We start from the raw sequence: 13,753 nt of genomic DNA on the forward strand, positions 1-13,753 counted from the left end.
AGGCGCGCCGCAAACCGCTCTATTTGATATAGCGCAGAAAAGCCGCATTCAGCCTTTGGCGGCGCTGATCAGGCGCACGGCGCGCGCAAGCAGGGGGGCCATGCGAATGGCGTTGGAGGGGTGGCTGATCGTGTCGCAGCTCAGCACGCGCGACACACCCGCTTCAAGCAACCGGTGCTGGGCCTGTGCATCAAACAATGCATGCACGGCGATGCAAACAGGCGCGCCCAGCCGGTTTTTTTTCAGCAGGCTTGCCGCGGCGAGCATGGTCTCGCCCGTGGAAACAATGTCGTCGAGCAGCACCGGCACATGCCCCGGCCAGCGTTCGGGGCTTGCCAGCCTGACACCCACGTCCCGGTCGCCGCGCCGTGTTTTGCGCAGCACGCTCCAGGGCGCGTCGGCCAGCCCGGCGACTTCGGCGACCCATTGCGCGCTTTCCTCGTCGGGCCCGATCAGCCAGGGCGATGCGACATGGCCGCGCAGCCAGCGGGCAATCTGGGGAGCGGCCGGCACGACCTGCGTGCGCAGGGAATAGATCTTGTCCAGCCTGTGCACGCGGTGCAGGTGCGGATCGACGGTCACCAGGAAGTCCAGCGACGCGGACAGCAGCCGGGCGTAGCTGCGCGAGGTGACGGCTTCGCCGGGATGAAAGCGCTTGTCCTGCCGCATGTAAGCCAGGTAGGGCGCGACCAGGCCGACCTGCGTGGCGCCCAGTTCGCGCGCCGCGTCCGCTGCAAAGATCAGGGGTAGTGTCTTGGCGTCCGGCTGGTCCAGGCTGCCGGCCAGCACGACGCGGCAGCCCCGAACCGGCACGGCGATGCGCACGCCGGTTTCGCCGTCGGGAAAGCGGTGCAGCGCCAGCTCGCTCCAGCCGCAGCGCAGGCTGCGCGCCAGCGCCGCGGCCAGCGGCGCGCCGCCGGGCAGGGCGAGGACCAGCATCGGCTCGCGCTTCATCGCGCGTCCTCCATCACATGCACGGCTTCGGCCTGCGTGGTGGCGTATTCCAGCGCATAGGCCAGCTCGCCCGGCGAGGCCGCGTGCAGCGTGAACAAGGGCTGGCCGCGCTCCACAACCGCGCCCAGTTGTACATTCATGTCTATGCCGGCACAGGCCGAGGTGGGCGCTCCGGCGAGTTTGGCGATGCGGGCCAGGCGCCGGTTATCGATGGCGATCACGGTACCCGCCCTCGGCGAAGGCACCGGCTGTTGGCACGGGGCGACAGGCGGCTCGCGCAGGCCGCCCTGCGCTTCGCAGATCTCCTGGAATTTTTTCCAGGCGCGACCGTCCTCCAGCGCCGCGGTGGCCAGCGCAATACCGCCGCCGGCCGGCGCGGCGCCGCCGAATTCAAGAATCCGTCCGGCCAGGTACAGGGAGCGCTGCGCGAGATCGGCCGGCGCGCCGTCCTCGCGGCGCAGCACCGCCAGCACATCGCGCGCCTCCAGCGCGGGGCCTATGCCGCGGCCCACGGGCGCCACACCGTCGGTTTGCACCACCTGCGTGCGCAGGCCCAGGGCCTGGCCGACATGCTCCAGCTGCCGCGCAAGCTGGCCGGCGGCATGCGCGCTGCGAACCTTGGCGGTCAGCCCGACGGGCATGTCAATCAGCACATGGGTGGCACCGGCCGCGGCTTTCTTCGACAGGATGGACGCGACAAGCTGCCCCTGGCTGTCCAGGTCCAGCGGGCGCTCGACGCGGATGAGCACATCGTCGGCCGGGCTGAGCCGCACGGCGCCGCCCCAGACGATGCAACCGCCGGTGCGCTCGACCGTGCGGCGTATCTGCGCCACGTCCAGGTCCACCGGCGCCAGCGTCTCCATGGTGTCGGCCGTCCCGGCCGGCGAGGTGATGGCGCGCGACGAGGTTTTGGGCATGCGCAACCCGCAGGCCGCAATGATGGGCACGATGACCATGGTGGTGCGGTTGCCGGGCAGGCCGCCCACGCAATGCTTGTCCATGACCGGCCCTTCGCCCCAGTGCATGCGTTCGCCGGCATTGACCATGGCGCGCGTGAGCGCGATGGTTTCGTCCGTGTCCAGGTGCTCGCCCGCGCAGGCCGTCACAAAGGCCGCCAGCTGCAGGTCCGAATAGCGGCCCGCCGCGACGTCCCCGATCACGGCATCCATGGCCGCCTGGCCCAGGCGTTTTCCGTAGACCTTGGCGCGCACATGGCCCAGCGATTCGAGCGGCGCGGGATGGTGCAGCGAAATTTCCCCGCCAGGCCGGGCGCCGAGAAGGCGCCAGGCGGCCTCGGACAGGCCGGCTTCATCCGGCGACAGGAAGTCGCCGCTGACCACATTGAGCGTCGCGACGATGGTGCGGCCGTCCAGCCGCAGCTCCACCCGCGACTGCGCTTCAAGGCCTTCCGAACGGCAGACGGGGCAGTCGCGGTGCATGTACAGCACCGGTTCCTGGTAGGTGTCTATGCCCAGCCTGCGCAGGCGCAGGCGGTTGGCGACGGGCGTGTGGGGAGGTTCTGGCATGGCGATCTATGCGTGGCCATCGCGCCGGGGGGAGGTCTGCCTCGCAGGTTCAACCTACCGGGTGCTTGCCGCCCTCTGTCGGTGCGGCGCTGCGAACCACCAGGACAGGCACAGGCGCCAGCCGCAGGATCTGCTCCGCGCCGCTGCCCAGCAGCACGCGCCCTATGCCGCGGCGGCCGTGGGAGCCGACCACCACGAGGTCGGCGCCCCAGTGCCTGGCCGCCGTGGCCACGACCTCGCCAAGACGGTTTCCGGGCTCTTCGAGCAGGACCTGGCTGACCTCCACACCCGCCGACTGGGCCACGGCCATGGCATCGGCCAGCACCTTGGCGCCGCCTTCGCGCATCATGCCGGCCAGGTCGGCAGAGTAGTTGCCATAGGGGTCTATGCCGCCCAGGTAGGCCATCTCGTTGACGAAATACACCAGGCGCACGCTGGCGCCGGTCTCGCGCGCCATTTGCAGGCCGGCGACCAGGGCCTTGGTGGAGGTGTCGCTACCGTCCACGGGGATCAGGATTCGCTTGAACATGGTGAATGCCTCCTTGGGATTGGGACGCCATGACTATGAGCGATTCCCGGGAAAGGACTCTTGATGCGGATCAAGTTCCCTGTCATTGACGCGGCGGTTTTTCGCCGGCGGCCTGGCAGGCCAGACAGAACGCCGCTTCCGGCAGTGCCTCCAGGCGGCGCAGGTCTATCGGCTTGCCGCATTCCAGGCACCGGCCGAAACTGCCGTCCCGCAGGCGGTGGCCAGCCGCGAGCACCTGGGACAGCTCGTTCATGGCGTGCACCGCCTCCAGGGCCGCGATGTCGTGTTGTGACTCCCGGTCGGCCAGGTCCTTGAAGTCCTGCACTTCCGAGTCGTCGGGCTGGTCGGCCGCTAGTTCTTTGCTGTAGCCCGTGTCCAGGGTGGCCCTTAACCCGGCTTCGCGCGCGGCCAGGAGCTTGCCGAAGTGTGCCGCCATTGAGTTGTCGTAATGCTTCATGGGAGGGTCTCAGGTTTGTGGAGAGGATGTCTTTGCAGGGACGGATGTGCGGGATTTTCGGGAAAGTCCGTCTGCCTGGCATTGATCTGGCGCAAGCGGYGGTGAACAGCACCCACCGTTGCCTGCCCCTTGCGCTACGTCAAATCCCGGGCGGCCCGTTCTGGCCATCATGGATTCCCAACTTTGTCGAAAGGTAGACCATGAACGCCAGGACTCTCATGATCGCCGCGGCCTTCGCCACCTGCGCCGCAGGCTACGCGGCCGGCGACGCCATGGCGCAGGCCCCGGAAAAAGCCCAGCCACCGGCGGGAGCATCCAGCGCGCCGGCGGGCGCGGCCGCGCGTTCGAAGGCCGCCGCGCAGAAAGCCGCGGAGGAAGCGGCCGATTCCGCCCGCGCGGCGGCAGACCTGGTCAAGCTCACGCTGCAGCTGGCCGAAACCGCCGCCCAGGATCTGTCGCAGCGGGCCGCCGCGAATATTCGGGGGCAGGCGCTCAAGGCGGACGAAGCCGCCAGAAGGGCCCGCGAGAAAGCCGAGCAGGCCGCCGCGACGGCCACCGACGACATGAAAAAACTGGCGGCGAAGGCGGCCGAAGCGGCCAGGCGGGCCGCCTCCGCCGTGCGCGCGGCGTCGGGGCGCGCCGAGGACGCCCTGCGCAAAGCCGGCCGCCCCGACGAGGCGCAAACGCGCAAAGCCATGAAGGCAACCCAGGATGCCCTGCGGAGCGCGGAAAAAGCCGCACAGGAATCGGCCGAGGCGGGCAAACGGGCGGCGGACAAGGGCGCGGATTCCGGCGCCAAAAAATAGGTGGCGGATCCGCTTGCCGGTTCCGCCGAAAAAATGAGCACGGCGGGCGCCCTGCAAGGCCGCCGCCCTTGATTTACCTCAAGGGCTGAGCCGGCCGTTCGCCATACCCTTTGCCGGTGGCCGATGCCCGCGCAGCGCCCGGCCGACCGCAGCTTTGTTTGCGCGCAACCCTCCAAGGAGCACAACCATGTCCGAGCGAACCCTTATCGTCTGTTATTCCAACACCGGGACATCGCGCCGCGTGGCCGATCTCCTGTCGAGCAAATTCAAGTGGCCCTGCGGCCAGGTCAGCGAGGCGCGATCGCGCACCGGCGCTGCAGGCATGCTGCGCTGCGTGATGGATTCGCTGTTCAAGCGCCATCCCGCGATCCGTTATGAAGGGCCGGACCCGCGGGGTTTTGAGTCGGTTGTGCTGATCGCGCCCATCTGGCTTGCCGAGCTGGCGGCGCCCATGCGCAGTTTTGTGCGGGACCATGCACCAGGCCTCAAGTGCGTGGCGGTCATCTCGGTGATGGGCGGGCAGGGCGCGACCAATGCTTTCGCGGAAATCGACCGGATTCTGGGCCGGCCTCCGATCCTGTCGACCTCCTTCACCGCGCGCGCGGTGGACGACGGCAGCTATTCGTCCGCCCTGGAGGTGTTCGGCAGCGCGGTCCGCGACAGCGCAAAGAGCGAGGAAACGGTGCGCCCGACGACTTTGTCGCCCAGCGCCGTCTGATCGCATGGCTTCGATACAGCAACTGCTGGTGCCGGTTGACGGCAGCCCCACCTCCACCAGGGCGCTGGATACCGCCATCGGGCTGGCGCGCCTGAACGGCGCGCATATCCGGCTTTTTCATGTGATCGACGAGCTGGACCATGTCAACGGCTTTGAGACCCCGAAAACGTATCGCGAGGAGCTGCTCCCGCTGATGCGCGCCGGCGGTGAAAAAATGCTGGCGCAAATGCGCCGCCGCGCCACCGACCAGGGCCTGGTGTGTGACAGCGTGCTGGTGGAGTCGGGCGCCGGCCGTGTCTGCGAGCGGGTCGCCGAGGAGGCCCGCCTGGCCCATGCCGACATGATTGTGCTGGGCTCGCACGGCAGGCGCGGCCTTGCGCGCGTGCTGATGGGCAGCGATGCCGAGCAGATCGTGCGGCATGCACCGGTCCCGGTGCTGGTGGTGAAAGGCTGAAATCAGCCCCATGAGGCTGCCGTACGCCGGCCGCGCTGGGTTTCACCACAACGCTGTTGGACAGGCCGCGCACGCCGATCCGGCCGCGCACGCGACGACGATGGGAACGGCGCCGCTTCGGCATGCGGTGAAGGCCATGCGCATTTCCGGTCGACTGGAGCATTTCCATGGCTGAGCGCGTGGCGCTGGTGACCGGCGCTACCTCCGGTATCGGCGCGGCCAGTGCCGATGCCCTGCTTAGAGATGCGCCGCCCTTCGCCTTGACCCGCCGCGCACCACCATCCGCGCGTAGAAAAATCGCTTGGCCCCTTCGGCCAGCGCCAGGTAGGCGAGCACCATCACCAGCAGCCAGGCAAAAAACGCGGCGGGCGGCGGCTCGAAGTGAAAGAGCCGGCCCAGCGGGGTGAAGGGCAGCAGCAGCGCCACGGCCGCAATGGCCAGCGAGGCGGCCGTCAGCGCCGCGCTGGGGCGGCTGGCCCAGGGCCTGCCGCGCGTGCGGATCACGAAGATGACCAGCACCTGGGTCACCAGCGACTCGACGAACCAGCCGGTGTGAAACAGGACTTCACCGGCATCCAGCACCCGCAGCAGGATCCAGAACGTCAGCAAGTCGAAGGCGGAGCTGACCAGGCCGAACAGCCACATGTAACGCTGGATGAAGGCCATGTCCAGCGCCCGCGGGCGGCGCAGGTCGTCGGGGTCGACCCGGTCCAGCGGGATGGCCGCCTGCGACAGGTCGTAGAGCACGTTGTTGAGCAGGATCTGCGACGGCAGCATGGGCAGGAAGGGCAGGAACAGCGAACCGGCGGCCATGCTCAGCATGTTCCCGAAGTTGGAGCTGGTGCCCATCATGATGTACTTCATCACGTTGCCGAAGGTGCGCCGGCCTTCGAGCACGCCTTCGTGCAGCACGGCGAGGTCGTGGTCCAGCATCACCATGTCGGCCACCTCCCGCGCCACGTCGACGGCCGAGTCCACCGTGATGCCGACGTCGGCCGAGCGCAGCGGCGGCGCGTCGTTGATGCCGTCGCCCAGGTAGCCGACCACGTGCCCGCGCGCCTTGAGCGCCAGGATGATGCGGTTCTTCTGGGCCGGGTTGACGCGGCAAAAAAGCGTGGTGCGGCCCACGCGCGCGCGCAGCGCCGCCTCGTCCATGTGCGCGATCTCCTGCCCGGTCAGGATGCCCTTGACCGGCAGCTTCAGCAGCCCGCACAGGTGCTGAGTGACCAGCTCGCTGTCGCCGCTGACGATCTTCACGGCCACGCCGCTCCTTGCGAGCGCGGCCAGCGCGGCGCCGGCGCCGGCCTTGGGCGGGTCGATGAAGGCGGCAAAACCCGCGAACACCAGCTCGTTCTCGTCGCGGACGTCTGCATGCGCATGGTCTTTGGGCACCTCGCGCCAGGCGACGCCGAGCACGCGCAGGCCTTCGCGCTCCAGGGCGTGGCAGCGCTCGCGCAGCCCGTCCCGCGCGGCCGCGTCCAGCGGCGCCAGCGAGCGGCCTTCGTCCCTTTCCCGGCGGTTGCACAGCGCCAGCACATCCTCGGGCGCGCCCTTGACGACCAGCCAGCGCGCGTCCCCGCGGTCGACCAGCACCGACACGCGCCGGCGCTCGAAGTCGAAGGGTACCTCATCGATTTTTTGCCATCCTGAAACGTCCACCTCGCGCGCGAGGATGGCCTCGTCCAGCGGGCTCCTGAGGCCGCTTTCGAACACGCTGTTGAGGCTGGCCAGCATCAGCACCCGGGGTGCGTCGTGCCCGTCCGCGTCCACGCAGCGCTCAAGGCTGATCTTCGCCTCGGTGAGCGTGCCGGTTTTGTCGGTGCACAGCACGTCCATGGCGCCGAGGTTTTGTATCGAGGCCAGGCGCTTGACGATCACGCAGCGCGCCGCCATACGCATCGCGCCGCGCGACAGCGTGACCGAAACCACCATAGGGAGCAGCTCGGGCGTCAGGCCCACCGCGAGCGCGACGGCGAACAGGAAAGAATCAAGCAGCGGCCGGTGCAGCACCAGGTTAACCAGCATGACGAACAGCACCAGCAGCAGCGTGATGCGCATCAGCAGCATGCCGAAGCGGTGCATGCCGGTTTCAAAGGCGGTCGGCGCGGGCTCGGCCTGGATGCTGTGCGCCACCTCGCCGAGCGCCGTGGCGGTACCGGTCGCCATGACCTGCATGCGGGCGCTGCCGCTGACCACGGTGCTTCCCATGAAGGCCGCGTTCAGGGCCTGCTGCAGCTCCACGGCGCCGCTGTCCAGCTCCCCGGGGTGCTTTTCGACAGGGTAGGACTCGCCGGTCAGCAGCCCCTGGTTGACGAAGAAGTCGCGGGCCTCGACCACCCGGCCGTCGGCCGGCACGCGGTCGCCGGCGGACAGCAAGACCAGGTCGCCGGGCGCCAGCGCCGGCACCGGCACCTCCTGCACACGCCCGTCCCGCAGCACGCTGGCGCGCAAGGCCACCGATTCACGCAGCTTGTCGGCGGCCCGGCCGGCGCGGTGCTCCTGCACGAAGTCCAGCGTGACGCTCAGCAGCACCATCGCCATGATGATGAGGAAATTGGCCACATCGCCGGTGGCGGCGGAGATGGCGCTGGCGGCCAGCAGCACCAGCACGAGCGGGTTGCGAAAGCGCGCCAGGAAGCGCAGCGCCAGCCATTGTTGTTTGCGCGCCTCGAAGCTGTTGGGGCCGAAGCGTGCCAGCGCCTCCAGCGCCTCGGACTGCGTCAGGCCCGAGGCCCGGGCCGGCGCCGGCGCCGGCGCCAGCCACCAGGGCCGGGGCGCCGATGCAGAGGCTGCGGGCCCGTCCGTTATTTGTGCGGCATGCATCTAGCGCGGCGTTTCAGCGTGCGCTCGACGAGGCGGCAACTTCCAGCTTGTTGACGATACGGCTCACGCCCCTGGCGGCCAATGCCGCGCCGGCGGCCGCTTCGCGCTCGGCCAGGGAATGCACCTTGCCGTGCAGGGTGACCTCACCGCCCTTCACGTCGATCCGGATATGCCGGGCTTCGCGGTCGGCCTGGCGTGCCAGCGCCGCGGCAATCTCCGCCGCGACGTCGCGCGTGCTGACGGTGGGTTTCACCACAACGTTGTTGGACAGGCCGCGCACGCCGACCAGCCCGCGCACGCATTTCTCGGCGGTGTTGCACTGGTAGGCCCAGTCGACGTCGCCCGTGAGGGTGAGCCAGCCTTTTTCCACCTCGACCCTGATCCGCTCGGGCGGCAGCAGCGCGCTCCAGCGCAGCGCGGAGGCGGCGGCCGTGGCGATTTCGGAGTCGCTGCGCTGGTGGTCCGCCACCAGCTTGACATCCAGCTCTATCGCCAGCCCGCGCACACCGGCCACGCGGCGCACCGCCCGTTCCGCCGCGACTTTTTCGGCAAAGCTGTTCAGGTGCCCCGTGAGCGTGACGACACCGTCATTGACGAGAACGCCTATGCCGGCTGAATTGACGGCGGGTTCCCAGGCCAGTTCGGCGGTGACATCAGCCTTGAGCTGAAAATCGGTTTTCATGGCTTGTTCCTTGGATGAAGTGGTCACCACCACAGGGTGGTGATGCCACTGTAGGCAGGCGAGGCGGTGCCTGTCTTGATATTCCTCAAGCGATGGCTTGTCGCGCAAGCCCCGCGCGATGCGGCGGGGCGGGGCCCTTCCACGCCGGCTTATGCCGCCGGGCCGCCGCCGGGACTGACCTCGGTGCCGGCGCGGCCCGCCAGCATCTCCTCGATCCGGTCCAGCGAACCTATCAAGGCCTTCCTTCCCGTCTTCAGGACGAAGCTGGCGGCGGCCTGCACCTTGGGGCCCATGGAGCCCGCGGGGAAGCTGTGGCCCAGCAGTTCCTGCGGCCCGACCTTGCCGAGAGCGCGCTGCGTCGACAGCCCCCAGTCGAGGTAGACGGCGTCCACGTCGGTGGCGATCACCAGGCAGTCGGCACCCAGCTCCAGCGCGAGCAGGGCGCTGGTCAGGTCCTTGTCGATCACGGCATCCACGCCTTCCAGGGGCCGCCCGCCGGCCGTACGCGCCACCGGGATACCGCCACCGCCTGCGGCGATGACCACGGCCTGGTGCTGCAACAGCCAGCGCAGCGGATCCACGGCCAGCACGCGCAGGGGCAGGGGCGAAGCCACGACGCGCCTGAAGCTTGCGCCGTCGGGCGCGACATGCCAGTGCATTGTTTGCGCAAGCCGCTGCGCTTCCTCCTGGGTGTAGACGGGCCCTATGGGTTTGGTGGGCCGACCGAAAGCCGGGTCGGAGAGATCGACTTCCACGCGTGTGAGCAGGGTGACCACGGGGCGGTTGGGCGCAAGCCGGTTGGCGAGTTCCTGCTCCAGCAGGTAGCCGATCATGCCCTCGGTCTGTGCGCCCAGCATGTCGAGCGGGTAGGGCGGCACCGCCGCGTAGGCCGAGTTCTGCAGGGCCAGCAGGCCTATCTGCGGCCCGTTGCCGTGCGTCACCACAAGCTCATGGTGCAGCGCGACGCGCGCCAGCTGGGCCGCCACGCCCTGGATGTTTTCGAGCAGGTGCTGCGCGCTGGGCGGCTGGCCCCGGCGCAGCAAGGCATTGCCGCCCAGCGCCACGACCAGCCTCATGCCAGCGTGGCCACAAGCACGGCCTTGATGGTGTGCATGCGGTTTTCCGCCTGCGTAAACACGATGGACGCGTCGGATTCGAAAACCTCGTCGGTCACCTCGATCTCGCTGAGGCCGTAGCGCTCGTGGATCTGGCGCCCCACTTCGGTGTCCAGGTTGTGGAAGGCCGGCAGGCAGTGCATGAAGCGGGTGCGCGGCTTGCCCGTGGCCTTCATCAGCGCGCTGTTGACCTGAAAGGGCAGCAGTTGCTCGATTCTGAGCTTCCAGGTTTCGTCAGGCTCGCCCATGGAGACCCAGACGTCGGTATAGAGAAAATCCGCGCCCTTGACGGCTTCGGCCGGATCGCTGCCAAGGGTGATGCGCGCGCCGGTTGTCTTGGCCAGCTCGCGCATGTCGGCGACCAGGGCCGGCGGCGGCATCAGGGCGGCGGGAGCGGCAATGCGCACGTCCATGCCCATCTGCGTGCCGCCCACCAGCAGGGAGCAGCCCATGTTGAAACGGGCGTCGCCCAGGTAGCAAAAAGACAGTTCATGCAGCGGCTTTTCGCCAAACTCCTGCATGGTCAGCAGGTCGGCCAGCACCTGGGTCGGGTGCGACTCATCGGTGAGCCCGTTCCACACCGGGACATGCGAAAAGCGCGCGATCTCCTCCACCACCGTCTGGTGAAAGCCGCGGTACTCGATGCCGTCGTACAGCCGGCCCAGCACCCGGGCCGTGTCCTTCAGGGATTCCTTGTGGCCCAGCTGCGAGCTGACCGGGTCGATGTAAGTGACATGGCCGCCCTGGTCGTGCACCGCGACTTCAAACGCGCAGCGCGTGCGGGTGGAGGCTTTCTCGAAGATCAGCGCGATGTTTTTCCCCTTCAGGCGCGCCAATTCGTTGCCCGCGTATTTGGAGCGCTTGAGCTCGGCAGCCAGGTCCAGCAGGAAACGGATGTCCCGCGGGGAAAAATCCTTGAGGTCCAGCAGGCTGCGGTTGTGAAGGTTAAAGCTCATGGGGCCGTCTTTCGTTTTGTTGCAATGACGGCTCAGGCGGCGTCGCGCTCGATGGGGCAGGACATGCAGTGGCTGCCGCCGCGCCCGCGCCCCAGCTCGCCGCTGGGAATGGTGATGACTTCGACGCCGGCTTTGCGCAGCAAGGTGTTGGTATGGGTGTTGCGGTTGTAGGCCATGACGACGCCGGGCGACAGCGCCAGCACGTTGTTGCCGTCGTCCCACTGCTCGCGCTCGGCTTCGTAGGCATTGCCGCCGGTGGCGACGACGCGCAGCCTGGGCAAGCCCAGCGCCTGCGCGAGCACCTCCAGAAGAGGTTCTGCCTCGGCCCTGACGTCCAGCTCACCCGGCTTCTCGCCGGGGCGAAGGCTGAACACGCGGATAGCCTGCACGATTTCCGGGAACACCGTCACCAGGTCGCGGTCGCAAAAAGTCAGCACCGTGTCCAGGTGCATGGCGCCGCGCGATTTGGGCAACTGGGCGGCCAGCACCCGGGTCGCGGCGCCGCGGGCAAACAGGCTGCGCGCGAGCTGGGTCACGGCCTGCGGCGAGGTCCGCTCGCCCATGCCGACCAGCACCAGGCCCTTGCCCAGCGGCATGACGTCGCCGCCTTCGAGCGAGGCCTGCGCGTGCGGCTGCCCCGGGTCGCCCCACCATTCGGTGACCTTGCCCGCGAATGCCGGGTGTGAGCGGTAGATGGTCGCCATGAGCAGGCTTTCCCGCCGGCGCGCGGGCCAGTACATGGCGCCCAGCGCCACGCCGTCGCCTATCCAGCAACTGCTGTCGCGCGTGAACAGGGTGTTGGGCAGGGCGGGCAGCAGCAGGTCCGAGGGGCTGGCGCAGGCAGCCGTAAGGCCGGGCAGCTTGAAGGGCAGGTCCGCCGGCGTCAGTCCGCCGATCAGGAATTCGGCCAGCCGGGCCGGCGGCAGCTCCTGCAGCCAGGGCCGCAGCACGGCCGCGGCTTCAAAGTCGGTGCCGGCCAGTTCGCGGTCCAGCAGCCGGTCGCGCGTCATCGGGTTGCCGACCGTGACCGCGAGAAGGTCGTGCAGTTCCAGCACTTCCACGCCGTGCTCCGTCATGGCGCTGGTAAAGGCATAGTGGTCGTTTTTGGCCTGCGCGACCCACATCACGTCGTCAAATAGCATGTCCCGGCAGTTGGCGGGCGTCAGGCGCGTGTGCGCCAGGCCTGGCCTGCAGACCAGCACCTTGCGCAGCCGGCCCGTCTCTGAATGGACGCCGGCCATCACAGGCTCAACTTTCCGGCGGCCAGCATCCAGCCCGCGACCACCGCGAGCGCGAGCACCGCGGCAAGCATGGCTTTTTCGCCCGCGCTGAAGGCCAGCTTGCGCGCCTGCCGTTTGGCGATGAAATACAGGGCCGCGCCGGGGGCGTAGAGCAGGGCGCTCAGCAGCAGGTACTTGGCGCCGGCGGCATACAGCAGCCACAGGCAATACACCGAGGCGAGCGCGGCCACCGGCAGGTCCAGCGCGCCGCGGGCGCCTTGGGGCGCCGGGCCCGCATCCTCACCGCGCATCGCCAGCTTGAGGCCGTAGAGCGCGCTGAACAGGTAGGGCAGCAGGATCATCGCGGTCGACAGCGAGATCAGCGCCAGGTAGGAGGCCTTGGACACCAGCGTGACGATGAGAAAGACCTGCACCATGGCGCTGCTCAGCCACAAGGCATTGGCCGGCACGCCCTTGCCGTTCTGGCGGCCCAGCCCTTCGGGCATGACGCCGCTGCTGGCCGGCGTGAACAGCGACTCGGCGGCCAGCAATGTCCAGGCCAGGAAGCCGCCGCCCACTGAAACGATCAGCCCTATATAGATGAGCACGGCGCCCCAGGTGCCCACGGCTTTTTCCAGCACGCCGGCCATGGAGGGGTTTTTCAGCCCGGCCAGTTCCGGCTGCGTGAAGATGCCCAGGGAGAGCAGTGAGACGGCCATCAGCAGGGCCAGGCAGATCAGAAAGCCTATGACCGTGGCTTTGCCGACGTCCTTGCGCTGGCGCGCGCGCGCCGAATAGACGCTGGCACCCTCGATGCCGATGAAGACCCAGACCGTCACCAGCATGGTGCTCTTGACCTGCTCCAGCACGGAGCCCAGCTTGGCGCCGCCCCAGAAGTCCAGGTTGAAGGTGGGCGCCTGGAACGCGGCCGCGGCCAGCACGATGAAGAGCAGCAGGGGAATGACCTTGGCCACCGTGACCACGGCATTGACCCAGGCGGCGGTGTTGATGCCGCGCAGTACCAGCGCATGGACCACCCACAAGACCACCGACGCGCCAGCGACGGCCGCGGGGGTGTTGCCTTCGCCGAAAGCCGGGAAGAAGTAGCCGAGCGCGCCGAACGCGGCCACCAGGTAACCGACGTTGCCTATCCAGGCACTGATCCAGTAACCCCAGGCGGAATTAAAGCCTATGTAATCGCCTGAAAGCGCGCGGGCATAGGCGTAGACGCCGTTGTCCAGTTCGGGCTTGCGCAGCGCCAGCGTCTGGTAGACGCGCGCCAGCACCAGCATGCCCACACCGGTGACCAGCCAGCCGACCAGGATGGCACCCGCGCCGGCGCCGGCCGCCATGTTCTGAGGCAGGCCGAAGATGCCACTGCCGATGATGGAGCCCGTCACCAGCGCGACCAGCAAGCCCAGGCCCAGGCTGCCCTGCGCCTGGCGTGTGGTGGGAATGGCCCGCGCCGGCGACACCGGGGACCGGGTGTTTGACAGTGTGCTCATGGCGTGTT

At 68.5% G+C, this 13,753-nt stretch carries 14 protein-coding genes; 4 read left to right on the forward strand and 10 right to left on the reverse strand.

From position 1 onward, the window contains the following. Nucleotides 1-48: 48 nt before the first annotated feature. The 4 genes from AC1DUN_RS13545 to AC1DUN_RS13560 form a co-directional block, all read right to left on the reverse strand. A complete protein-coding gene (locus AC1DUN_RS13545) occupies nucleotides 49-954 on the reverse strand; it encodes a ribose-phosphate pyrophosphokinase (RefSeq protein ID WP_477714391.1) in 906 nt (301 codons plus the stop codon). Then, the gene (locus AC1DUN_RS13550; RefSeq protein WP_477714392.1) at nucleotides 951-2,480 is read right to left on the reverse strand and encodes a thymidine phosphorylase family protein; all 1,530 of its coding nucleotides are present in this window, start codon (nucleotides 2,478-2,480) and stop codon (nucleotides 951-953) included. Before AC1DUN_RS13550 ends, AC1DUN_RS13545 begins: the two co-directional genes overlap by 4 nt. Before the next feature lie 49 nt (nucleotides 2,481-2,529). Then, nucleotides 2,530-3,009: a universal stress protein gene (locus AC1DUN_RS13555; protein ID WP_477714393.1), complete on the reverse strand. Its 480-nt coding sequence runs from the start codon at nucleotides 3,007-3,009 to the stop codon at nucleotides 2,530-2,532. Nucleotides 3,010-3,091: 82 nt separating this feature from the next. After that, on the reverse strand, nucleotides 3,092-3,466 hold the full coding sequence (locus AC1DUN_RS13560) for a TraR/DksA family transcriptional regulator (protein WP_477714394.1): 375 nt from the start codon (nucleotides 3,464-3,466) through the stop codon (nucleotides 3,092-3,094). Between the two features lie 218 nt (nucleotides 3,467-3,684). On the opposite strand from AC1DUN_RS13560, the gene AC1DUN_RS13565 reads away from it, so the two are divergent. From AC1DUN_RS13565 to AC1DUN_RS13580, 4 genes are all read left to right on the forward strand, one after another. Continuing rightward, nucleotides 3,685-4,272 carry a hypothetical protein gene (locus AC1DUN_RS13565; RefSeq protein WP_477714395.1) on the forward strand — a complete coding sequence of 196 codons (588 nt, stop codon included), beginning with the start codon at nucleotides 3,685-3,687 and terminating at the stop codon, nucleotides 4,270-4,272. Between the two features lie 187 nt (nucleotides 4,273-4,459). Continuing rightward, the gene (locus tag AC1DUN_RS13570) at nucleotides 4,460-4,990 is read left to right on the forward strand and encodes a flavodoxin family protein (protein ID WP_477714396.1); all 531 of its coding nucleotides are present in this window, start codon (nucleotides 4,460-4,462) and stop codon (nucleotides 4,988-4,990) included. A 4-nt stretch (nucleotides 4,991-4,994) separates the two neighbouring features. Continuing rightward, the gene (locus AC1DUN_RS13575; protein WP_477714397.1) at nucleotides 4,995-5,444 is read left to right on the forward strand and encodes a universal stress protein; all 450 of its coding nucleotides are present in this window, start codon (nucleotides 4,995-4,997) and stop codon (nucleotides 5,442-5,444) included. Nucleotides 5,445-5,454: 10 nt separating this feature from the next. Then, nucleotides 5,455-5,619 (forward strand): hypothetical protein, encoded by a 165-nt coding sequence (locus tag AC1DUN_RS13580; protein WP_477714398.1) that lies wholly within the window; start codon nucleotides 5,455-5,457, stop codon nucleotides 5,617-5,619. Between the two features lie 62 nt (nucleotides 5,620-5,681). Here the strand turns inward: AC1DUN_RS13580 and mgtA are convergent, their stop codons facing one another. The 6 genes from mgtA to arcD all read right to left on the reverse strand — a co-directional run bounded on the left by mgtA (nucleotide 5,682) and on the right by arcD (nucleotide 13,745). Beyond that, nucleotides 5,682-8,267, reverse strand: coding sequence for a magnesium-translocating P-type ATPase (gene mgtA, locus AC1DUN_RS13585; protein WP_477714399.1), 2,586 nt, complete (start codon nucleotides 8,265-8,267; stop codon nucleotides 5,682-5,684). Nucleotides 8,268-8,280: 13 nt separating this feature from the next. Beyond that, nucleotides 8,281-8,949: a BON domain-containing protein gene (locus AC1DUN_RS13590; protein WP_477714400.1), complete on the reverse strand. Its 669-nt coding sequence runs from the start codon at nucleotides 8,947-8,949 to the stop codon at nucleotides 8,281-8,283. Nucleotides 8,950-9,098: 149 nt separating this feature from the next. Further along, a complete protein-coding gene (gene arcC / locus AC1DUN_RS13595; RefSeq protein WP_477714401.1) occupies nucleotides 9,099-10,025 on the reverse strand; it encodes a carbamate kinase in 927 nt (308 codons plus the stop codon). Next, the gene (gene argF / locus AC1DUN_RS13600) at nucleotides 10,022-11,020 is read right to left on the reverse strand and encodes an ornithine carbamoyltransferase (RefSeq protein ID WP_477714402.1); all 999 of its coding nucleotides are present in this window, start codon (nucleotides 11,018-11,020) and stop codon (nucleotides 10,022-10,024) included. Before argF ends, arcC begins: the two co-directional genes overlap by 4 nt. Before the next feature lie 32 nt (nucleotides 11,021-11,052). Further along, nucleotides 11,053-12,261: an arginine deiminase gene (locus tag AC1DUN_RS13605; RefSeq protein ID WP_477714403.1), complete on the reverse strand. Its 1,209-nt coding sequence runs from the start codon at nucleotides 12,259-12,261 to the stop codon at nucleotides 11,053-11,055. Next, nucleotides 12,261-13,745 carry an arginine-ornithine antiporter gene (arcD, locus tag AC1DUN_RS13610; RefSeq protein ID WP_477714404.1) on the reverse strand — a complete coding sequence of 495 codons (1,485 nt, stop codon included), beginning with the start codon at nucleotides 13,743-13,745 and terminating at the stop codon, nucleotides 12,261-12,263. Before arcD ends, AC1DUN_RS13605 begins: the two co-directional genes overlap by 1 nt. Between the last annotated feature and the right edge of the window lie 8 nt (nucleotides 13,746-13,753).

The organism is Polaromonas sp. P4_F6 (assembly GCF_056401275.1).